At 40.4% G+C, this 21,564-nt stretch carries 22 protein-coding genes; 19 read left to right on the forward strand and 3 right to left on the reverse strand.

What is annotated here, in order from left to right:
- Window positions 1-109: 109 nt before the first annotated feature.
- Complete coding sequence (locus IQ283_RS14805; RefSeq protein WP_194220899.1) at window positions 110-652, forward strand: CBO0543 family protein; 543 nt, start codon at window positions 110-112, stop codon at window positions 650-652.
- 45 nt (window positions 653-697) lie between these two features.
- On the opposite strand, the gene IQ283_RS14810 is transcribed toward IQ283_RS14805, so the two are convergent.
- On the reverse strand, window positions 698-1,612 hold the full coding sequence (locus IQ283_RS14810; protein ID WP_194220900.1) for a cation diffusion facilitator family transporter: 915 nt from the start codon (window positions 1,610-1,612) through the stop codon (window positions 698-700).
- A 222-nt stretch (window positions 1,613-1,834) separates the two neighbouring features.
- On the opposite strand from IQ283_RS14810, the gene IQ283_RS14815 reads away from it, so the two are divergent.
- From IQ283_RS14815 to IQ283_RS14875, 13 genes are all read left to right on the forward strand, one after another.
- A complete protein-coding gene (locus IQ283_RS14815; RefSeq protein WP_194220901.1) occupies window positions 1,835-2,323 on the forward strand; it encodes a CBO0543 family protein in 489 nt (162 codons plus the stop codon).
- A gap of 186 nt (window positions 2,324-2,509) precedes the next feature.
- Window positions 2,510-3,157: a pentapeptide repeat-containing protein gene (locus IQ283_RS14820; RefSeq protein ID WP_194220902.1), complete on the forward strand. Its 648-nt coding sequence runs from the start codon at window positions 2,510-2,512 to the stop codon at window positions 3,155-3,157.
- A 176-nt stretch (window positions 3,158-3,333) separates the two neighbouring features.
- Window positions 3,334-3,804: a GNAT family N-acetyltransferase gene (locus IQ283_RS14825; RefSeq protein WP_194220903.1), complete on the forward strand. Its 471-nt coding sequence runs from the start codon at window positions 3,334-3,336 to the stop codon at window positions 3,802-3,804.
- Between the two features lie 503 nt (window positions 3,805-4,307).
- A complete protein-coding gene (locus IQ283_RS14830; RefSeq protein ID WP_194220904.1) occupies window positions 4,308-4,712 on the forward strand; it encodes a cytidine deaminase in 405 nt (134 codons plus the stop codon).
- Window positions 4,713-4,898: 186 nt separating this feature from the next.
- Window positions 4,899-5,096 carry a hypothetical protein gene (locus IQ283_RS14835; protein ID WP_206759474.1) on the forward strand — a complete coding sequence of 66 codons (198 nt, stop codon included), beginning with the start codon at window positions 4,899-4,901 and terminating at the stop codon, window positions 5,094-5,096.
- Window positions 5,097-5,120: 24 nt separating this feature from the next.
- Complete coding sequence (locus IQ283_RS14840; RefSeq protein ID WP_194220906.1) at window positions 5,121-5,576, forward strand: DUF4871 domain-containing protein; 456 nt, start codon at window positions 5,121-5,123, stop codon at window positions 5,574-5,576.
- Window positions 5,577-6,173: a nucleotidyltransferase family protein gene (locus IQ283_RS14845; RefSeq protein ID WP_194220907.1), complete on the forward strand. Its 597-nt coding sequence runs from the start codon at window positions 5,577-5,579 to the stop codon at window positions 6,171-6,173.
- 67 nt (window positions 6,174-6,240) lie between these two features.
- Window positions 6,241-6,450 (forward strand): hypothetical protein, encoded by a 210-nt coding sequence (locus tag IQ283_RS14850; RefSeq protein ID WP_194220908.1) that lies wholly within the window; start codon window positions 6,241-6,243, stop codon window positions 6,448-6,450.
- Between the two features lie 67 nt (window positions 6,451-6,517).
- On the forward strand, window positions 6,518-7,054 hold the full coding sequence (locus tag IQ283_RS14855; protein WP_194222248.1) for a hypothetical protein: 537 nt from the start codon (window positions 6,518-6,520) through the stop codon (window positions 7,052-7,054).
- Window positions 7,044-7,352 (forward strand): hypothetical protein, encoded by a 309-nt coding sequence (locus IQ283_RS14860; RefSeq protein ID WP_242057357.1) that lies wholly within the window; start codon window positions 7,044-7,046, stop codon window positions 7,350-7,352. The genes IQ283_RS14855 and IQ283_RS14860 overlap by 11 nt, the downstream gene beginning before the upstream one ends.
- Window positions 7,353-7,472: 120 nt before the next feature.
- Window positions 7,473-8,096, forward strand: a complete 624-nt coding sequence (locus IQ283_RS14865; RefSeq protein ID WP_194220910.1) for a hypothetical protein — start codon at window positions 7,473-7,475, stop codon at window positions 8,094-8,096.
- 414 nt (window positions 8,097-8,510) lie between these two features.
- Window positions 8,511-8,840, forward strand: coding sequence for a PadR family transcriptional regulator (locus IQ283_RS14870; protein WP_194220911.1), 330 nt, complete (start codon window positions 8,511-8,513; stop codon window positions 8,838-8,840).
- 5 nt (window positions 8,841-8,845) lie between these two features.
- Window positions 8,846-9,391: a DUF2812 domain-containing protein gene (locus tag IQ283_RS14875; protein WP_194220912.1), complete on the forward strand. Its 546-nt coding sequence runs from the start codon at window positions 8,846-8,848 to the stop codon at window positions 9,389-9,391.
- Between the two features lie 101 nt (window positions 9,392-9,492).
- On the opposite strand, the gene mprF is transcribed toward IQ283_RS14875, so the two are convergent.
- Window positions 9,493-12,024 (reverse strand): bifunctional lysylphosphatidylglycerol flippase/synthetase MprF, encoded by a 2,532-nt coding sequence (gene mprF, locus IQ283_RS14880; protein ID WP_194220913.1) that lies wholly within the window; start codon window positions 12,022-12,024, stop codon window positions 9,493-9,495.
- 200 nt (window positions 12,025-12,224) lie between these two features.
- Window positions 12,225-15,287: an efflux RND transporter permease subunit gene (locus tag IQ283_RS14885; protein WP_194220914.1), complete on the reverse strand. Its 3,063-nt coding sequence runs from the start codon at window positions 15,285-15,287 to the stop codon at window positions 12,225-12,227.
- Between the two features lie 301 nt (window positions 15,288-15,588).
- On the opposite strand from IQ283_RS14885, the gene IQ283_RS14890 reads away from it, so the two are divergent.
- The 5 genes from IQ283_RS14890 (at window position 15,589) to IQ283_RS14910 (ending at window position 21,495) form a co-directional block, all read left to right on the forward strand.
- Window positions 15,589-16,470 (forward strand): TetR/AcrR family transcriptional regulator, encoded by an 882-nt coding sequence (locus IQ283_RS14890; RefSeq protein WP_194222249.1) that lies wholly within the window; start codon window positions 15,589-15,591, stop codon window positions 16,468-16,470.
- 73 nt (window positions 16,471-16,543) lie between these two features.
- Entirely contained in the window at window positions 16,544-16,834 is a 291-nt protein-coding gene (locus IQ283_RS14895) for a hypothetical protein (RefSeq protein ID WP_194220915.1), read from the forward strand.
- A 328-nt stretch (window positions 16,835-17,162) separates the two neighbouring features.
- Complete coding sequence (locus tag IQ283_RS14900; RefSeq protein ID WP_194220916.1) at window positions 17,163-17,975, forward strand: alpha/beta fold hydrolase; 813 nt, start codon at window positions 17,163-17,165, stop codon at window positions 17,973-17,975.
- 103 nt (window positions 17,976-18,078) lie between these two features.
- Entirely contained in the window at window positions 18,079-18,459 is a 381-nt protein-coding gene (locus IQ283_RS14905; protein WP_194220917.1) for a hypothetical protein, read from the forward strand.
- A gap of 642 nt (window positions 18,460-19,101) precedes the next feature.
- Window positions 19,102-21,495, forward strand: a complete 2,394-nt coding sequence (locus IQ283_RS14910) for an immune inhibitor A domain-containing protein (protein WP_408962602.1) — start codon at window positions 19,102-19,104, stop codon at window positions 21,493-21,495.
- The last annotated feature ends 69 nt before the right edge of the window (window positions 21,496-21,564 follow it).

Genomic DNA, 21,564 nt, shown 5'->3' on the forward strand with positions numbered 1-21,564 from the left:
CAGGCCCGTGCCTGACCCCCTCTTTCTTCATTCCAGCATAAAACGCTCCTATTTAGGAAATGTTAACCATATCAAATACGATTTGGTACGTGATGGGATGTTGAATGTAGTGAAGAATAAGATGATTGAACTTCATACTTCAATCGAAAAATTAAATGATGGATATACCACCCTATGGAAAGAAGAAATGTTTCTTGCCTGGCAATGGTGGTTGAACGTTTTGCTCCTTTTAGGACCGTGGGTTATTTGGCTGATTCTACGAAAAAAGGAAAGCACTAACCGTTTATTATTAGCAGGATTATTCGTTTATGTGATTACGTCAACGCTTGATTCGATGGGTGTTGCTTATGGTCTATGGTTTTATTTGTATACACCGCTTCCTTACATACATACATTTTTTATGCCATGGGATTTAAGTTCTTTTCCAGTCATGGTTATGTTGCTTATTCAATACAAGCCAAACTTCAGTCCATTATTGAAGGCGGTGTTCTTTTCGCTAATTTGTGCGTTTGTATTCGAGCCGTTATTTATTAAATTAGATGTATATGTGCCTCTTAAATGGGAGTTGTATTACGGGGTGCCGGTCTACATCATTATTTATCTTATTGCCCATCGTGTTAGTAGGAGAGGGAATTTCCACGAGTTAGAATAGAAAAAGGGGGGCAGGTACGAACCTGCCCCCCTTTTTTATATTCTATTATTCGTTACAGTTATTTTCTTGGTCTTTAATTTCTGATGTTTCACATTCGATTTGAATAGTGGTGTGCGTGAGTTCAAATTGATCATGTAGCTTTTGCCCAGCGATCTTAAGCATTTGATCTCGATTTACCCCCTCGTTAACCACAAGGTGACAGGTGAAAGATGGAAAGTCGGAGGTGATGTTCCAAATGTGCAAATCATGGATAGAATTAACACCATCGATTTCAACTAGCGCTTCCTTCACTTTTTGAAGATCGATATTAGATGGCGTTCCTTCCATTAATACATGGAAAGAGTCTTTTGTGACGCGGATCCCGCTAATTAAAACGAGAATAGCGACAATCGCACTCGCAATTGGGTCGGCGTAATTCCAGCCTATGAACATGATGAGCAATGCGGCAATGATGGCGCCGATTGATCCAAGCAAATCACCTAATACATGGAGAAAAGCACTTCGTAAATTGAGATTCTCAGAAGTGTCTCCTTTCATAAGGATCCAGGCTACTAGGATGTTGACGATCAAGCCAATGGCAGCGATAACGAGCATACCTGTACTTGCTACGTCAGGTGGATCGATAAAACGATTAATGGATTCCCATAAGATATAGAATGAAATCGCAATAAGCGCAATCCCGTTTAAGAACGCAGCAAGAATCTCAAATCGCTTGTATCCATATGTTTTCTCGGTATCAGATTTCTTTTCACCGAGTTTAAAAGCAAGTAAGCTCATACCCAGTGCAACGGCATCGCTAAGCATATGTCCTGCATCTGATAAGAGTGCAAGACTGTTAGTAATAATCCCACCAACAACCTCTAAAATCATAAAAGTGAAGATTAGTATAAAACTAATGAGTAGTGCTTTTTTGTTTGCTGAATGAGTATGTCCGTGATCATGGGAATGATTATGCCCCATCGTCATGCCTCCAATCGATTACCAATAAAACGTTATACATGAGTATGTGTTCATATATTAATTATACCACTAATGACTGTGGTTTTAAACGTCTTTTGAAGGGGTCAGGCTCGGGCCTGACCCCTTCAAAAGACAACTGTCTCTATTATGCGGATTTTCGTTCTATTAGTATGTATCAAATGATCAAAATAGGGGACTTTAATGTGATAGAGGAGCGTGGTGATGGTGTCAAAGGACAAGGGAATTCTTTATTTGATTTGGATAGTGACTGCAGGACTTTTATTTAAATATATCCCTAGAAATAAAATTCGACACGGTCTTGTGATTATGCTCTTTAAGCATGTTGTGACATGGTTTTTTGGTTTACTTGTCGTAGAGAAAGGGTTAATTCAGTATCCAGTGCGATTCTTTCGAAAGGCAAATCGCACAAGTTTTACGTTCGAATACTTTGTTTATCCTGCTTTTTGTGCCATTTTCAATTTGAATTACCCGGAGAGCAGAAATAAATTCATACAGCTTCTCTATTATCTTTTTCACGTTGGTATTATTACCACAGGAGAAGTGATCGCGGAGAAATATACGAATCTGATAAAGTACGTTAAGTGGAAGTGGTACTGGAGTTTCATCACGCTTTCGCTAACGAATTTTAGTTCTCGCGTGTTCTATCGCTGGTTTTATAAAGATGAGTTTAAGGTAAAGGAATCAAATTAAATAATCATTTTCGGCTTCCTCATTTTGGAGGCTTTTTTTGTGCACAAAAATGAAGATAAAAATCATATTAGCATTAATTTTGAGAAAGAGTTTGTACATACTTTTTCTCAAAAAGACAGGCTTATATTTACTGTCTCTCATATGGTATCTTTCTTATGACCAATCTGAAGTAAGAAGGGTGTTACGATGAGCAAAAACATAAAACTAGAACGTCCAAAGATTCCGGCTATCCTTGAAGAAGGTCATTTTCGTGCGATTTATAATGATGAAGACTTAACGCTAATGAATTGCGAGATCATAGGTGAAGCGGTGGACGATGTTGAGCTTGACCGTGTGATCCTATCGAAAGTGGTGTTCAGAAACGTTACATTTTCAAACGCCACGTTTCCTCAAATTGACATGATTGATGTTATATTCGATAATTGTAACCTTTCCAATGTGAATTTCACTGAAGGCATTATTCATCGCGTGAAGTTCACGGACTGCAAGTTAATAGGAGCGGATTTCTCGGAAGCGAACCTTGGAAACGTTACATTTGAGAATTGTATGGCAAATTTCAGTAGTTATGTGGATACCAGGCTGAAACAAGTAAAATTTGAAGATACGTCTTTGCAAAGCGCGAACTATCATGGCTCTCAGTTTACAAAGACAATTTTCAACAGGTGTGACGCAAACGACGTGAATTTCGTACAAACGCTTTTAAAGGGGGTCGATCTAAGCACATGTACGTTTGAACGCCTTCATGTTGATTTGGAAAGCCTTGATGGATGTGTAGTGTCACAGGATCAGGCGATTGGATTTGCGAAGTTGTTAGGATTGAAGGTTGTTGAATAGCGGGAGGGGGGACAGGCACATGCCTGTCCCCCCTTTGCGTTACTTCATAAAAGAAGTGATTGAGGAATGTACGGATGTTTGAAATAATTGTTAGTGGATATAACCTGCGATAGAATATAGAGGTTTACATATAGAAATAGGTGATTCCAGACAAGCTGCTAAGATTGGAGGGTTTTATGAACATTCGTCATGTGAAGCAATCAGATTACTATGTGATTTCTCCACTGATCAATGAATGGTGGAATGGAGGACAAATGATCGACAAGCTTCCTAAAATGTTCTTTGATCATTTTACGAATACGAGCTTTATTGCAGAAGAGAACGGTGAGATTGCCGGGTTTCTTATTGGTTTTCTTTCACAAACTCATTTAGAAGAAGGGTATATTCACATTGCTGGTGTTCACCCTTCTTATCGAGGTGGTCACATTGGACGTCAACTTTATGAGTCGTTCTTTCAAACAATGAAAGCTTATGGCAGAAGCTTAGTGAGGTGCGTCACCTCGCCGGATAATAAGAATTCGATTGCTTACCACTTTAGAATGGGTTTTGAGATTGAAGGAGGCAACCGCGTCGTAAATGGAATTGCGGTTCACTCAAACTATGACGGGCCAGGGCGTGAGCGTGTGGTGTTTGTGAAGCGCGTATAAATGTCCGCGGCGGGGGTCAGGTCCGAACCTGACCCCCCGCATTTCAATACGCCTAAGTCATGCAAAAGCGCATTTGTTTTCACAAGTGCGTTTTTTTGATAAATACTGAGTTAGGTCATATAAGTTCCTCCCATTCACAATCTCGAAATCTTATAGTATAGCGGGAGAGGTATGAGTTGATTCTTTGTAAAAACATGAAACTAATTCTCGTTCGTTTCGTATGTAGTAATACGCAGAAAACTTATTCAGCCTATATTCTCTAATCGTTTCACTCTAAAAAATACGTCAGGCTTGGAGGAGAATTTATGGCAGAGGGAATGTTTTTGCTTATAATTGTGTTTATTACGGTTTTTGTCATTGGAAAAAAGAAGAAAAAATGATCTGTAGGTTTGATTCTTTTCTTAGGGGAGTGTTTGCTAAGTTTATCGCAAACGCTCCTTTTAGTCGTTAGATCATTTACATAGAACAATAGTAAAACTTTATTCTGAGGAAGGGTTGATTCAATGAAGATCGAAAGCAAATTGTATGACGAAGCAGTAAAGTTAATCGAGTCTCGTTACCCTTCTGGTTGGGGAGGGGCGGCAGCGATGTATACAAGCGGGGGTTCTATTCTAACGAGCGTTTCTCCAGAGAACATTAATGCTTCTGCAGAGCTTTGTATTGAAACGGGGGCTATTCTAGAAGCCCATAAATTAAACACAGAAATCACGCACTCCATTTGCGTCGTACGTGATGATGAGAATTCTCACTATAAGATATTAACTCCGTGTGGTATTTGTCAGGAACGACTGTTTTATTGGGGGGCAAATGTTAAAGCAGCCGTATTTACGGAAGACGGTGCGCTTAACTTTAAAACGTTGAAAGAAATACAACCTTATCACTGGAATGAAGCATATGAGGGAGAGTAATGAGATAAGAAGTAGAGGAGCGGTAATCTCAGAAACCAGTTCCATTTTCATGAGCTCAAAGCAAAGTGTTCATCCGTATAGGGCTAATCTTAAGGATGTGAGAATTTCAAGTTTCCTTAGAAGGGATTTATTCCCTTTTATAGAAATGTAGTGATGATAAGTAAACCCTGGAAATGGGGGATGGCGATGATTGAGACGCTCTGCTTTTTTTGTAAAAAGAAATTTCATATTAAGCCCTCTGATTCACAGTTTTGGAAGTTGAAGCAGAACCCTGGTGCGAGCTATGTGTGTAAGGCGTGTAACCAATCGATGCAGCGAGAAGCACAGCAAAGCACGGGAATTTATCCAGACCAAATTGATCAGTATGATAAATTATTCCGTTAAAATGACCGGAGGGAGTGAAGATGTATGAAAAGATGGCTTGCATACTTGCTCGTTCTTCTCATTCTTCTCACTAGTTGTAATGGAAATGATCATGTGACGAAACAGGTTGTTCAAAAAGAAAATCAAGCAGAAGTAAGTAACACTTTCACATCAGGCTCTTATAAGATGATTGGTGAAGAAGAGCGGATCGGCTTTATATATGATGATGCGTCAGCATTCAAAGCTGGTGAACCTAATAAGTACATGTGGCACTTGTGGGGAGATGAAGACGAACTAAATGGTTCTCTTAAAGTAATCGGAACACATCAGGAGACAAATGAGGAGATCGTGGTTTTTGAATCAGATGAGTTGGCGGGTCCGCACAACGGGGCGGATGCTCACGTCCCTTCAACGATGCAACTTCCTTCAACAGGTGTTTGGGAGCTAGATGCTTATGTTGGGGAAGAATTTTTTGGAACCATTGTAGTGGAGGTCATGTAATTGCCTTACTTTCATCAAGAAATAGGTGTACAAAAAGAAGCGTTGGAACACATTCTTTATCAGAATCCAGCCATTGAAAAGGCTCTCGGTGTACTAAGGGAAGAGTTCGATCATGCATACATCGGAGCAGGGTGTATTGTGCAAACGGTTTGGAATGACTTAACGAATCGGCCGTTGGATTACGGTATCCATGACCTCGATGTTGTGTATTACGATGATCAGGATTTGAGCTTAGAAAAAGAGGTCGAGATAGAAGAGCATCTTCGGAAGTTGCTTTCCGACATTCCTTATAAAATTGACGCCAAAAACGAAGCGCGCGTTCATCTCTGGTATGAAGAGAAATTCGGTCAGCGTATCGCCCCTTATTCTTCAGTAGAAGATGCCATCAATAGCTGGCCTACTACTGCAACATCAATCGGTGTCAAAGTAGGAGAGGATGGTGCGTTTCAGGTATATGCGCCATACGGATTAAGTGATTTGTTTGGGTTAATTGTGCGTGCAAACAAGTTGTTGATTACCCGCGATGTCTATGAAGCGAAAGTGGAAAAATGGACGCGGAAATGGCCAGAGCTTGAGGTGATCGCTTGGGACAAGTGATGAAGGTGCAAAAATAGAGTACTTTAAGAACTCATAGTGGTTTCTTATCTACTGTTTGGAGGCAATAATGGAAGCAAAAAAGTTCTTATCTTTACTAGGGTGGGTGATGCTTGGATCGTGGCTCATTCATTTTTTTATTTACTATTTAATCGATTTAGATCGAGAAATCTATTCTGTAGAAAAGATCGTCTCAGGGATTGTGTTTATTCTTATCGCAGTACCAATCTATTTTACTAGTGTTCACCTGTATTATAAATTTAGCGAGGAGCGTTCATAAGATGAAAAGTGGTTGGAGAAGATCTGGTTTACATAAAGCGGGAATTATAAAAGGAAACCGATGTAGTATGGCGCATTTTGATTTAGAAAAGATACTACCAAAACCCCCGCTAAAGGAACCCTTTCTACTTGGAATCGATGGGTTAAGTCGGTCAGGTAAAACCACGTTCGTCTCCGAGTTAGAGCACTTACTTGAAATGTCAGGGTATCGCTCTGTTACATTTCATATAGATGATTACATAGAGCCAGAGCAAAAGCGGTATAACACAGGCCACGAAGAGTGGTACGAATACTATTTTTTGCAGTGGGACGTCGCTAAGCTAAAAGAGCATCTTTTTGACAGCATAATGGAACGAATACCGCCCGAAAATTTGAAGGCAGATGTGGTGTTGATCGAAGGGGTTTTTCTGCAAAGAGACGAATGGCGTTCTGCGTTCGATTGCGTGCTTTTCTTAGAATGTGCAAGAGATGTGCGGTTTGGACGAGAGAACGAAGAGACACAGAAAAATCTAAAGAAATTTCAAGAGCGATATTGGAAAGCAGAAGATTATTATATGGATACCGTTAAGCCTTTGGAGAGAGCGGATTTTGTGATTGAGTCATGAACGGATGAGCATTCCTTCAGTAGGCTTATTCTTGCAACTGTTCCTTGTTTTATTTGTCACTGCGCTAAACGGTTTACGAACTTCACTGATAAATCATTTTTCGATTTATCCAGTTGCGCTTATGGAGCTAACGATTGGCGTCATCAGCTTATGTTTTGGTGTCTACGGGCTCATTCAATCAAAGTATTCCGCTCTTTCATGGATCGTTGTCATGATCGGTGCAATGACGTTCTTTCTATTTGTTTTTGTGTATCTACTTCCAGAGGCGGGTAGCCCACCGCTCATCCGATGGTTATGAGGTCAGTGAATCCAACGATCGAATGTTTGTGGAGCCTAAAAAGATAGCTGATTATGACATTGAGTGGAACGATGTGTATCAAGAAATAGTAGAAGCTGCATTAAAATTGGAGGAAAAATAGTGAAAATGAAAGTTCTGGCTCCTTTCATTCTATTAGGAACGTTACTGCTATCAAGCTGTGCGAGTAATGAGCATAAAACGGCTGAGATTAAGCCTATGCCTGATTCGGATTATGTAAAAACCTTCGAAGAGTTGAATCTTGGTAATCTATTCGATTTTGAATTCGAATTGGAGAATGCAGATAAACGCTGGGTAAGGCTTTGGGTGGAGCGGTATCAAGATGGGGAGAAAGATCGTGAGCCTATCACGGAACTTATGTATGGTCAGAGTCCGATTCCTGATGAAACGTCCAAAGGGCATGTAGGATTTGGGATCATTCAGTCTAATGAAGGTGAACCGTCTTATTTTCTTTATGCACCTGGCCATAGCTCAGCTCCTAATAAAAGCGTTGAAAAAACGAAGTCAGAAACATCAATGACAACGTGGGATTATGCGTTTCCAGATGAAAAGGTGGATTTACAATTAAACGAAGAGAAAGTGCTAGCGGCGTATCGAAGCACATCTTCCAACGAAATGAGAACCTATGATTTAGGGAACAAAGATGATGTTAAAAAAATGATTCAAGAGGATACTGAGGTTTTATTGTTGAAAATCTTGATTGAAGAGAGTGATGAGGAAAATTAATGATTTCTGATGTGTCAGTTATATGGTCGGATGATCTTAATATGTGGAAACTATAGAGCGAACTAAACGAAATAAGGGCGTTTTTATGGGTGATGTATTTCTTTTGGAGGGCTAGGATTATTATTTATAGCTGCTATGTTTCTTGTAACATGGAGCGTCACTGTACTATATAAATTAATGGCAAAGTGAAGAATGAAATGCCGCCTTTCGTTATAAGGGAGTTTTATTAATAAAGTGAAGAACAGAGCTTGGAATGGCTTATACGCCTCCAAGCTCTATTTTTATGTGATTTTCCGTTTTCAACTTTGAAAAAGAATGATTTTATTTTCCAATAAGTGGTTGCCTAATATATCATTACCTGATATATTACAATTATTGATATATCATTAAACGATATAAGATTGGAGGAAGCGAATGCCAAGAAATGATTCTCTTGAAGTGGGAGAGCTAACAGATACATCTTATTACATTCTCCTATCACTGATGGAGCCTAAACACGGATATTTAATAATGAAAACAATTGAGGAAATGACAGATCACACGGTCGTAGTCGGACCGGCGTCTATGTATACCACGATCAAAAAGCTACTTAGAGCAGAACTGATAAAGCTGCATGATAAGAGTGATAAGAAAAAGGTGTATGTAACCACAGAAAAAGGTGTTCAGCTAGTAAAGAAAGAAATTGAACGAAAACGCCTAATGATTCAGCACGGGGAAGAAATCCTCGCAAATAAAGGAGAGTGAGTGTATTGGGGAAAGAGAAATATGTGATGAGCAGCGGTTTAGCTTTCTTTGAAGCGAAAGAGATGGAGCGACTCGGTAAGTTTGCGCGAAGGGGATGGTTTCTAGAGAAATTTGCGTTCTCCGGTTTTGTGTTACGGAAAGGAAAACCAGAGGAAGTGATTTATTCACTAGACTATCAGTCGGAGGCCGATGACGAGTATTTTAGTTACTTTGAAGAAGCAGGATGGAAGCATGTTTGTACTGGAGCGGGTGTCATGCACATCTTTTCGGCAGCACCAGGCACTACCCCAATCTATTCAGAACAGGCTACCATCAAAGAGAAGTATGAAAAGGAAAGCCAATCTATGAAAAAGGTTGCCCTGCCAGCATTTCTAATCGCTATTATGCTAGTCGTGTTGTTGTTTAGTAGTGAGAATGGATTTCTCCCTACAGTTGTTGGGGATATTAGTGAATATGCGAGTTACGCGACTTTTATTGTGTTGATCTTCACAGGGATGCCTTATCTTTCGTATCAATATAAGTTGAGGAAGTTGGAGAAGCGTAATGTTTAATAAGGGAAAGATACAACTATAATCATAGAACTGTTCATCGTGATGGGACGAATGTTTGTAATGGGGTCAGGTACGCACCTGACCCCCATTACGTTTGACACTCATTTTCTCTGCCTCCCAATCAACAGCGACACTTGCGCCATTGTGAAAGGAAGGGACGATTTCTTTCGATAGGCAAGGTACTTGCGTTCCCAGGTGTGGGCGTATTTCCCTTTGAACTTTCGTAGGCCCTGGAAATGATAGAAGATATGACCGTGAAGAAAGATTTGGGCGGCGATTCGCTCACTTAGGAAAGAGAACTTGGATTGACCCACATTTGAAAGTGGAGCCATTCCTAGATTAAAGCGCTCGTAGCCTTCAGTTTTAGCCCATTCAAATAAAGAGAGAAACATCACGTCCATTGTGCCTGAAGGGGCATCGTGCAGAAAACGCATTAAATCCACAGATACCGTTTTGTTGTTATCGTAGACAGGCATAAGACTAGTAAACGCGATGATCCTGTCGTGTTCTTTCATAATGGCGATCTCTGATTTGTTTAGATAATCGACATGATAGAATCCGAGCGAAAATCCTTTCTCATTTCTTCCCTGTAGCCATTCGTCAGATACGTTTTTTAGCTTCTGCAAAAGCTCTTCACTGTGCGGAGGCTTTACTATTTCAACTTGAAAATTCTCTCGTTCGAATTTATTTTTAACAGCACGCAATGCTTTCATTCTCTTACCAGATAGCGTGAACTGATCTAAATCTACGAATGCTTCTTCACCGAGCTTAAAGAAACCAAAGCCTTTTTCATGGAGAATGGGAAGCAGGCTGTTACTAACTTCATAGAACACTGGGGTATAACCCTGGATATCTGCCAGGTGCTGAAACTCTTCGATGGCTTCAGGAAATGCTTCTTTCTGTCCGATCGGATCGCCGAGAACGACGAGCTTATCCGAAGATTTTTGGAAGCAGATTAAGACTGTTTTTTTGGAGTTCCAAAAGATTGATTTATCGTGCAGGAAAATTAAATGAGCTAACGTATTTCCACCGTAGGTTACAAGGTGCTCTTGTATTTCATTATCATTTTCAGGTGATGATTCCTTGATTGGGTTTCTCGGTTTAATCACGGCGGTCCCTATCACAAAAACAATCAGCGCAATCATTAAGCCGATTAAAGCACTATAAAACAGCGTGTGGTAATCCGTAATAACATATGGCAAGACTTGTGGCGGAATAACGCCGTTTGATGAAGGCAAGCTTAAATATCCAATTAACACATACATCGACGTGATGAATAGGATCACTAGCCCATCAATAATGGTTTTGCTCCACGTTAATACATAGCTCTCGCGATAGAAGCGCGTTCTTGACATATAGAGAATGAAGGCAACGAGTAAGAGAAAGATCGCTTCCTCATAATCGATCCCTTTAGAAAAGGTAAAGGCAGCTGCTGCGAAAAGGACGACGATGGTGAGATAATATGCTCTTTTCACCTTGTACTCAATTCCTCTTGATAACCCGAGTAAAGCAAAACCAGCTCCAACGGAAAGCTGATGAGAAAGGTTAACAAGAAACGGTAGTGAATGCATTTCTTCTAGAATTTTTAACCGATCGATAATGCCAGGTAAGGCCGCAGACAATAGTAAAATTAAGCCGGAGATAAACACGAGCAGCGTAAGCATCACATGACTTAGCCTTTGAATAAGGGCAAGTGGGAGGCTATCCCAGTTTGCATTCCACTTCTCCCAATAGTCTCTTACAAAAAGAATCGCAGCGAGTAAGAATGGGAAGAAAAAGTAACCGACTCGATAGAGAATGAGTAGAAAAAAGACTTTCTCGTCTTGGACACCGACAAGCTGGGTTCCCCAAATGAAAATCAAATCAAATGAACCGAGTCCGCCGGGGATCATACTGACAATCCCAACGCATGAAGCGACGACAAAGATGGGGAATAACTCGTGAAAAGAAATGTTGAGTTCAAGTATGTTTGCTAGTAACCAGACTGCAAGGAACGCAAATGTCCACTCAAGGAAAGAGACGGCGATAAGCTGGAATTTTGTTCGTGAACCAAAGAACCGACGAGAGCTTTTATCGTGATGACGAACGAATTGAAAAATCAGCATAGGAAGATACAGTCCAACCGCTATAACAACGACAAAAAGCCATAGAAATTTTTCTAAAAGAAGGCTATCTCTATAAGCAAAAAGAATCATGAGTGCAAGTAGAGATAGACCAGTCAGATAAAAATACGAAATGTTTCCAATGGTTTTAGATAGTTTCTGCTTATCTACCTCATAAGTTTGATAAAAGTACTTTCTAAGCATCCCGCTAATAATTCCGCCAGATCCAATCAGGTTAGAGAATGCATTGACGATAAACGATTGCTTAAGTAGCTGTTTTTTCGGAAATGTTTTCTGCAATGATTTTAAGAGCAATGAGTCGTATAAGAACATCGGGCTAACGGCTCCCATAGAAATCAATAAAACGAGAACAAGTTTGCCTATGTTAAACTGATTAACTTCATTTCGAAGCAGCTCCGGGTTGATGCTAGACATGAAAGGGGTGATTTCAATCACTGCTAGCACAAAAAGAAAAAGAGGTAAGATGAATTTCAAATAATGAAATAGATATTTGTAAATAGTCGTTTTCATAGTTCACTCCTTTATCTTGATTTTACATGATTCAGAGAAAGTTCAGTCAATGAATTTGAAAAAGGTGAAAACTTTTGCCTTTGGGAAGAAAACCATCAACCAACACTTTATAAAAGATATGTATCGAAAAATGTAGTATAGCAAGAACGATTCACTTACACAAAAAAACGTTCAGAGGATTTCCTCTGAACGTTTTTTACTTACATTTCTTCCTGTGCTTTTTTCTTGCCTCTAAATCGATACAAAACAAGGTAAAGCATCGGAACCATAATCAGCGTTAAAACAGCTGAGAAAAGGATACCTGATATGATTGTTACGGCAAGAGGCGTAAAGAGTGCATCGCCACTTACGGCAACTGGGATAAGGGCAACAATTGATGTAATTGCGGTAAGGAGGATTGGGCGTAAGCGTACACGACCAGACTCAATAACTGCGTCTTTTACATCCATGCCTTTTTTCAGTGCTTGTTCGATAAATTCAATTAATACTACTGAGTTTCTCACTACGATACCGGTGAGGGATACCATTCCCATAACACCAAGGAAACTAATTGGCGTTTGGGTAACGAATAGTCCAAGAATCGCACCCGCGATTGCGAGGTATACGGCAACGAGAACTAGGAACGGAAGTGAAAGTGAATTAAATTGCAGGGCAATCAATAGGTACACTAGGAAGAGTACGATGATGAAGAGTACGGTAATTTCAGCAAAGAAATCACTTTGGGCTTCGTTTTCACCGCCAAGTGTAATGCTGTAATCAGCATCGTCAAGCTGATCGCGCTGATCTTCCACAATTTCTGTTACGTTTGCTTCATAATTCTCCTCGTCCTTAGGGAAGGCACGAAGCGTAATCGAGCGTTCACCATCAATGTGAGGAATCTTTTGGATTTGTTCACTTTGTTCTGTTGTCACAAGCTCATCTAATGAGATGAGTTCAGGTGGTCCACCTGTTGATGCGGCTGGAAGCTCAAGGCTTGAAAGATCGACTTCATCTTTGCTACCTTCTAGCACGATATTCATATCACGCTTTACAACGCCATTATCAAATGCTTTTAGTGGAATACCTGCCGTTGCAAGTCGAATTTGCTGGCTGATCTGATTGACCGTAATGCCATTTTCTTCGAGTGCATCACGATCTGGTATATATTCGAGCGAAGGTTCGAAGTCACCTACGTTATCAACGACAAGGTCTGTTTCAAGTCCTTCGATCTCTTTAGTTAACTCATCTCTAAGGTCGATAAGCTTATCGATTTCTGGTCCTGAGACGGTAACGGTCACAGGTGCTCCTGCAGGAGGTCCCTGCTGGATCGTTTCCATGAAAATCTCAGCATCCGGGTAATCATTTCTGAGCTTATCTGTCCAGTCGTCAATGAGTCCTTGCGTTGTCTGGTTTTCTCGATCGACTCTGGCAACGATTTGGCCAGTATTTTCACCAGTGCTCGTTAGCGAGCTGTTGAAGAGACCAGGAGTACCAGTGCCTGTGAAGACGCTTGTTTCATATACGCCGTCATCTGTTTTCAGTTTTTCTTCAATCTCTTGAAGCGTATCGTGTGTGTCTTCGATCGGCGTTCCGATTGGAAGCGTGATGTCGACCGTTACTTCTTCCTTATCAGCAGGTGGGAAGAATTCAAACGGTGTTAAGACGACTAATCCGAAGATCGCTGTCGTGAGCACAAGACCAAGAATAGAAATAAGAATTGGTTTTTTTGAAAATTTCTTTAGAAGCTTGTCGGCATAAACATCAGCAAGCTTATTTAACGGTTTGCCCAGAAGTCCTGGTGCATCTGACATCGGCTTCTTCGATCGACGGCTTAAGAAGTAGCGCAAAATCGGTACGAAAATGAGTGCCACTAATGTTGATGCAATAATTGTTGTAATGAGCACTGTTGGCAACGCGCGTATAAATGCTCCATTACCACCTGAAAGGAAAATCAGTGGCAGGAAGGTAAAGACGATCGCTAGAGAGGAGGTCACGATGGACACCCAAATCTCTTTCACGCCATTAACGGCTCCCATTAAACCTTTATCGCCGAGCTTATATCTTCGTTGTATGTTGTCGTTTATGACGATCGAGTCATCAACAATAATCCCGAGTGCGATGATTAACCCAATGACGGAGATCTGGTTTAGATCCACATCAGCAAAAGGTAGTGGAATAAAGCCCATTAGAACGGAAATCGGAACAGCAAGTGCTACGACGAGCGCACCCGATCCGGATAGTCCGAGAGATGTTGCCACAATAACGGCAAGTACAGAAATCGCTAGAGATAGGAATAGGCCATCAAAAATGTCCGTAACGATGGAAGCTTGAGAGTAATAAGGCTCCAGTTCTACGTTCGAAGGCAGGCTTTCTGAAAGCTCATCCACTTTATCGCTCACACGCTCATCGACAGTTGGGATATCTTCCCCAGACTTTACGTAAGCGGTGAAGGAAACAGATGGCTTTCCTTCAAAAGTGATAATATCTTCAACGTCTTTTGGACTAACTTCAACGCTTGCAATGTCTTTTAAGTAAACCGCGTCTCCATCAGGGTTTTTACCTACAAATAACTCTTCCATTTCATCGAGTGAATCGTAGTTTTCAACAGAAAGCTGAACAACTTCCTCATCCATTTTCTGTTTTCCTAGAGGAGTTGGGTAGTATTCATTATTAATGGCACTTTGAACATCGGTAACGTTCAAGCCGGAATCTTTTAATTCCTCTTGTTTTAATTCAATTAAAATTTGTTCTTCAGGCAGTCCTTTGATCGTAACGCCAGAAACGCCTGATAATTCTTCGACTTCCTCTTTCCATCGATTTAATTCTTCTTCAAGAGAGAGGAGGTTGTCGCGGTTATCGCTTGTAAGATGGTAGGAAACAATCGGCATTTTTGCCGTTGATTCATTTACATCTGGTTCGAAAGCTTCGTCAGGAAAAGAAGTCGAGGCATCGGAAACGGCCTGTCGTACGTCACCAAACACTTCCTTCTTACTTTCTCCTTCCGCTACTTCGATCACAATGTTCGAAAAGCCTGCTGCTGAAGAAGATGTCACTTCAGCGATGCCATCGATCGAACTGAGCGATGACTCAATTGGGTTCGTAATTGATCGTTCAACTGTGTCCACCGTTGCACCAGGATAAACGGTGCTAATCGTTCCGATATTTACTGTTGTTTCCGGAATTTCACGCTGTGGAAGTTGAATGAATGTAAACACTCCAACGATGACAAATAATAAAATAAATATCATAAAGAGCTTGGACCGTTGTAAAATCCATTTCAACATATGAGAGCCTCCTCTGTTCGTTTTCGACTGTTCGGTCAATCTGATGTCATTTATACCCCATATTTGTTGAAATATAAAGTTTTAATGTGCTTGACTCAATAGTCATTTTTACTGAGATCAGCTTGGAAGTCAAGAAATGAGTGTGCTAGAAAACTTATTCAAAAAGGTAAAGGGTTGTCAGATATGATAAAGTAAAACTCTTATTTAAGGTTTGGCTGAGCGTGAATGGGTTACTTGTTATAACTATCATTTCACTAATCAAGTAGTGTATTCTGATGGAGAAGACATCGAGGTGAACGATATGGATAAAAGAAAAGCAATATTAGAGGCGGCCGTTGAATTGATCGCAGAAAAAGGGTACACGCATACATCGATGCAGCAGATCGCTGATAGCGTAGGAGTATCAAAAGGTTCGCTTTACTCATTTTTTCCATCAAAGGAAGATTTGATTATTTCGATTTATGAACACTATCAACAGCTCGTTTTTGAACATGCTTTTGTTGTCGGATTAGACGGTAATCTACCACCTTATGAGCGGTTTGCGAAACAATTCCAGGTCCAATTCGAAGGGATATTGGAATATAAATCTTATATGAAAATGCATATGCGCGGAGAATCCGCTCAAAGCAGTGAAAAGCTTGAAGGAATGGGCCATCGTATGAGGGGGCGACTTTTTAGCTGGCTAGAACGAAATTTGATTGATTTATATGGGGAGAAGATTGCCCCATATAAATGGGATTTGATGTGGATGACGCAATCCATTTATACCTCCTATACAGGTCTTATGATTTCTTCTGAGAGCCTGCTTTCTCCAGAAAAGCTTGGAAAGCACATCGTTAGGCAGATTGATATTCTAGCATCGGATTTTCTAGCAGGAAATAGCGCGCCTCTTCTAGATGATGAAATGATGCGTCCTTTTTCCGTAGGGATGGATCGAGAAGGTGCTTTTACATCGTTTGAGAAAAGAGAGAATGCCTGGAAGGCGCTCTATAATAATATCCATGAATTAAAGCAGCCTCAATACTATCTAGAGGTAACGGATCGCATATCGGAAGAATCTAGAAAGTCAAAGCCTGATGAGATTGTGATGAGAGGGCTGTTTCATTTATTGAAAGAGGAAGATGTTCTGAAAGAAAATGCACAAGCACTAGAGGCACAAATCCTTCCGGCGACAGAACATTAGGATGGTTATTTTCCATTTTTTTCGGGTAAATAGGGTGTAGAGAGATGGTTATCACCAAAGGAGAGAGAGACATATGTCAGAGAAACCTTCATCAATCAATGGAAGCAGTACCTTTATTGCAATTGTTTCCATTGTAGCGGGCTGTCTTGCTGCCATCGTTGCAGGAAGCTTCCTATCCGGAGCTATTGAACTAGCAACAATTGAAATCTTCCCTATATTCTTCCCCATCATTATTTGCGCTGTCGGCATTTTTCTAGGAGTGGTTGCTTTTCGCATTTCAAAAAGAAGACTTGCAGTAATGGGGATTGCCTTAAATGCTGTTGTTCTTTTATTACCATTAGGCTTTTTAGTCGTGAAGTTATAGAGGAATTATCAAGTTTTGAAAATTTAATAATAATGCTAGAAGCGAAGACTTAAAGAGGGTGTCACTAAAGTTATACTTTGGGACACTCTTTTTTTGGTCAAATCGAAATGCTTTTTTCTAGTTGAAGGTGAGGTATGGGTACGTACTTCCAACTCATTGCAAAGTTCAAGATAGAAGTGTGAGTTCTCTAGTACTCTCTGTTTATTAAACACTTATTAACTTAACGATTTTCTTCTTTCAATCTCCTCCCATTCACGGTTATACTAATGCAAGAGTATTGGATCAACTATGGGACGCAACATCCCTTATACAGAGAGGATTTAACAGCATGCTTGATTATAAGCTTTACAAAAGTAAGAAGGCGAACTGCAGTGAAACGATCGTGTTGATTCACGGTCTTGGTGGGAACTATGGGATATTCTGTAATCAAATCTCCACATATAAAAAAGAGTATGATGTGCTTGCTATCAACCTACCGGGGCATGGGAAATCACCTAGTACTGACAGTTATAACATGCCTTTCAATAGAGAATTAGTCGCAGACGAAGTGATTCTGCTTCTAGATGAGTTGAAGATTTCTAAAGCACATTTAGTAGGTATTTCACTAGGCTCTGTTGCCGTGCATCATTTGCTTCAACGAGTTCCGGAACGCATTCAGAGTGCTGTACTAGGAGGCGCAATCACACGATATTCACCTCTAGCTACCTTCATGCTTCGCGCTGGAAATGCAGTGAAAGCGTTTGTACCATATATGTGGTTGTATAAAATGTTTGCTTATATTATGATGCCTAAAGCAAATCACGCTAGCTCTAGAAAGCTATTTATCAGAGAAGCTCTTAAAATGAATCGAAGAGACTTTCTAGCTTGGTATGCGTTAACACCTCAAGTAAATGCAGCATATGCGAACGTTCAACAATATAGCCAAAACATCCCGAAGCTCTACATTTCTGGGGAACAGGATCATCTCTTTTTGGATCCTTTATTAGAAGATACGAAAAGCGATGAACAGGCACAGCATTTGATCTTAGAGCAATGCGGTCATGTTTGTAACGTGGAAAAACCAAGGGAGTTTAACGATGCTTCGCTTGCATTTTTTAATCAGCATAGCTCAACCCAGTCTTCCATATCATCCGCTTTATAAAGGCTTTGAGTGCCTGTCACTAAGCGAATTTAGACCTATTTGTAACCTTTTCACCGTTTAACTCGTTTAGATAGAAAAGGCGGAGCGAATGGAGGGGTTCATGGTGAAGATCAAGCTTCTACCGATTCTAGTGGGAACCTTATTACTCGTAGGTATAGCTGGCTGTGGAAATAATGAAGCTCAAACCGTAAATACATCAAAGGATGACGTGGGGGAAGAGACGGCAGTTCCAGCTACATCAGAAAATGAATTCTCTCAAGAAGCAAGAATGATGGCGAATGATGAGAAACTCATTGAGATGCTAAAGTCTACAGGAGTGATCAAGGAAGATGCGACGCCAAGTGAGATACAGAAGGCGCTAGAAGAGTACTTGAAGGAGAAAGCAGAAGGGATAGACCAGGGCGCAAAATCAAGTGAGAAATATATCGAGGATTTGAAGAAACAAATTCAACAAGATTTAGAAAAAGAAGGTTCGAAAGAGTAATCTTAGACGAGAGCTTTGGTTCTAACAGTTCAGAAAAGGCGTGCATTGAATGCCCTCCTTTTTTGAACTTTTTTTGTTCATTTTAAGAAGTAAAGAACATGAAGCTTGGAACGAAAAGTTAACTGGTAAATATATGATATTATGAAAGTAGTATAGTACTAGATGGGAATGAGTGAAGTTGAATAAACCTGTGGTCATTTGCCTTCTCCTTTTTAGCGCACTGTTTTTAAATTTTCAAGAAAGCGCATTAAGTACAATGATCTATAATTGGTTTTTAACGATGCTGCTGATGTTCTACATATATACAATTCATGGTGAGGAAATAGATGAATATTGATCAGTTACAATCTAGAAAAAGCCCTGCAAACGGATTCTCTTATTTGTAGGGCTTTTGCTATTTTTTACTTAATTTAACGTGTTGAAGCGTTATTGCAAAAAAACAAATTAGTGATGAGGAAATGGTGCTTTTGATCTGATTTATTTGTGTGAAAAATAGCTCACTACTTGAAAAAATAGTCATAAAAAGGAGGGTTTTAGGAAATATTGAGACTTTTGTATCATTCAAATTTTTCTGAAAAAGGATTATAGTATGATTATTGTAAAACTATTGTAAAAAACATTTTTTTTAGGGGGAATGAGATTTTGAAGGGGAAAAATGTACTGTCAATGGCGATGATTGCTGCGCTAACGCTAAGTGCTTTCACAGCACCTGGAGCAAGTAGTCAAGCTAGTGTAGACACGCCGCAAGTGAAGCAAGAAGTGAAGGAAGAAGTTGTACATAAGCAAGGTCCATTTGATCTAGCTATTGCAAATGAAGAAAAGCTAATTGAGATGCTGAAAGAGAGTGGGAAAATCTCTAAAAATGCATCTGCCAAAGAAGCAGAACAAGCATTGGATGTGTTTTTGCAAGAAAAGTCTGAGTCGCTTATGGAAAAAGACACGACCGGGGAATTAGAAGATGAAAAGCTTGAAGTTGAAGCTGACATTAAAGAAAAGTTAAAGAATGATAACAAAGGTAAGGGAAATGACAACGGGAAAAAAGGCGGCAAGAAACTTGATAAAGTCGTTGAAGAAGACTACCACGGTGATGTTCGTTCTGATAACGTCCTAGTGCTTTTAGTCGAATTCCCTGATTTTCCACATAACAGTATTAAGCCAGATGAATCTGATATGTATTATGAAGATTACGTGAAGGAACACTATCAAGATATGATTTTCGGTGAAGATGGGTATGAAGGTCCGAATGGTGAAGATCTTATCTCTATGAAACAATATTATGAAGAACAATCAAATGGCGCTTACACGGTAGATGGCGCTGTTGCTGGTTGGTATATGGCATCCAAAAATGCAGCTGAATACGGTGGGAACTATCCGACAGAAGATGATAGCGACAAGAATGCGCGTGGTCTTGTGAAAGAAGCTTTGAATGCAGCGGCTGCTGATCCTTCTGTCAATCTAGCAGAATATGATCAAGAAGATCGCTATGATCTTGACGGTGACGGTAATTTCCGTGAGCCAGATGGTCTTGTTGATCACTTGATGGTTGTTCACTCAGCAGTTGGAGAAGAAGCTGGTGGTGGACAATTAGGATCTGATGCGATTTGGTCTCACCGCTGGAACCTTGGTAGTATTTTCCCAATCGAAGGATCACCAGAACCAGAGGAGGATTACTTTGGTGCAGGTTCCATGTATGCATATGACTATACTATTGAACCAGCTGACGGAGCAGCAGGAGTGTTCGCTCATGAATATGGTCACGATTTAGGTTTGCCAGATGAGTACGATACACAATATTCTGGGGCTGGTGAAGCGGTATCTTACTGGTCAATCATGGCGAGCGGAAGCTGGGCTGGTGCACTTCCTGGAACAGAACCTACTGGTTTCAGCGCATGGTCTAAAGAATTTCTTCAGGCTGCTCAAGGTGGAAATTGGTTGAAGTATGATGAAGTTGATTTAGATGAGATTGACAAAAAAGGTTTGGAAGTTTATTTGGATCAAGCGAACACGAAAGGGATAAACCTTGACGCGCTTCGTATCAACCTTCCAGACAAAGAAACAGAAATTAATACGCCATTTAGCGGCGAATTCGAGTATTTCAGTGGAAGTGACAATGATTTAGATAATTCCGCTGTGATGAATGTAGATCTTTCAAATGCGTCATCAGCCGAATTGACGTTTAAGACATGGTATGACATTGAAGAGGACTGGGATTACGGTTCGATTCAAGTAAGTGAAGATGGTGAGAACTGGACAGCGATCCAGGGAAATATCACGACAGAAACTAATCCGTATGATAATAATCCTGGACACGGCATTACTGGTCTATCCAATGGTTGGATTGATGCTACATTTGATTTGAGCGCTTATGCAGGAAAAGATGTACAAGTGAAAATGAACTACTGGACAGATGGAGCTGCGATTAATCCTGGCTTCTATGTTGATGATATTCGCGTAACAGCGGATGGGAACGAGCTTCTCTTTGACGATGCAGAAGGCGAGCCTAAAGTGGAGTTAGATGGTTTCACAAAGAATAAAGGAGTGAAGGTTTCAGAGCACTACTACCTTCTTGAATGGAGAAATCATCAAGGTGTCGATGAAGGACTTGATCACATTCGTCGTGGCGCTAGCTTGATGTCTTATGATCCTGGTTTAGTTGTTTGGTACGTGGATAACAAGTATTCTGATAACTGGACAGGCGTTCACCCTGGCGAAGGATTCCTTGGGGTTGTTGATGCGGATCAGCACGAATTGTTCTGGAGTGACGGAACGGTTGCCCAAACACGTTACCAAATTCATGATGCGGCATTCAGCCTTCGTAAAGATGAGAAGATGTTCATTGACTACAGCGAGCTTCTTGGTCGCACAATGACAGATAAGAAAAATCAATTTGTGAAAGAATTTAACGATAAGGAAAGTTATTTGAATGAAGCTATCCCTGATGCAGGACGTAACGTTCCTCAATATGGCTTGGAATTCAAAGTAACAGGTGAAGCAACGGATCGTTCGGTTGGACGTGTGTTGATTACAAAAAAATAAGAAATGAGGGAACGCTTAGAGATAAGCGTTCCTTTTTTCGTTTAAAGGGGGAGGTAGGCCTGACCCCGT

The sequence above is a fragment of the Pseudalkalibacillus hwajinpoensis genome (assembly GCF_015234585.1).
Taxonomy (GTDB): domain Bacteria; phylum Bacillota; class Bacilli; order Bacillales; family Guptibacillaceae; genus Guptibacillus; species Guptibacillus hwajinpoensis_B.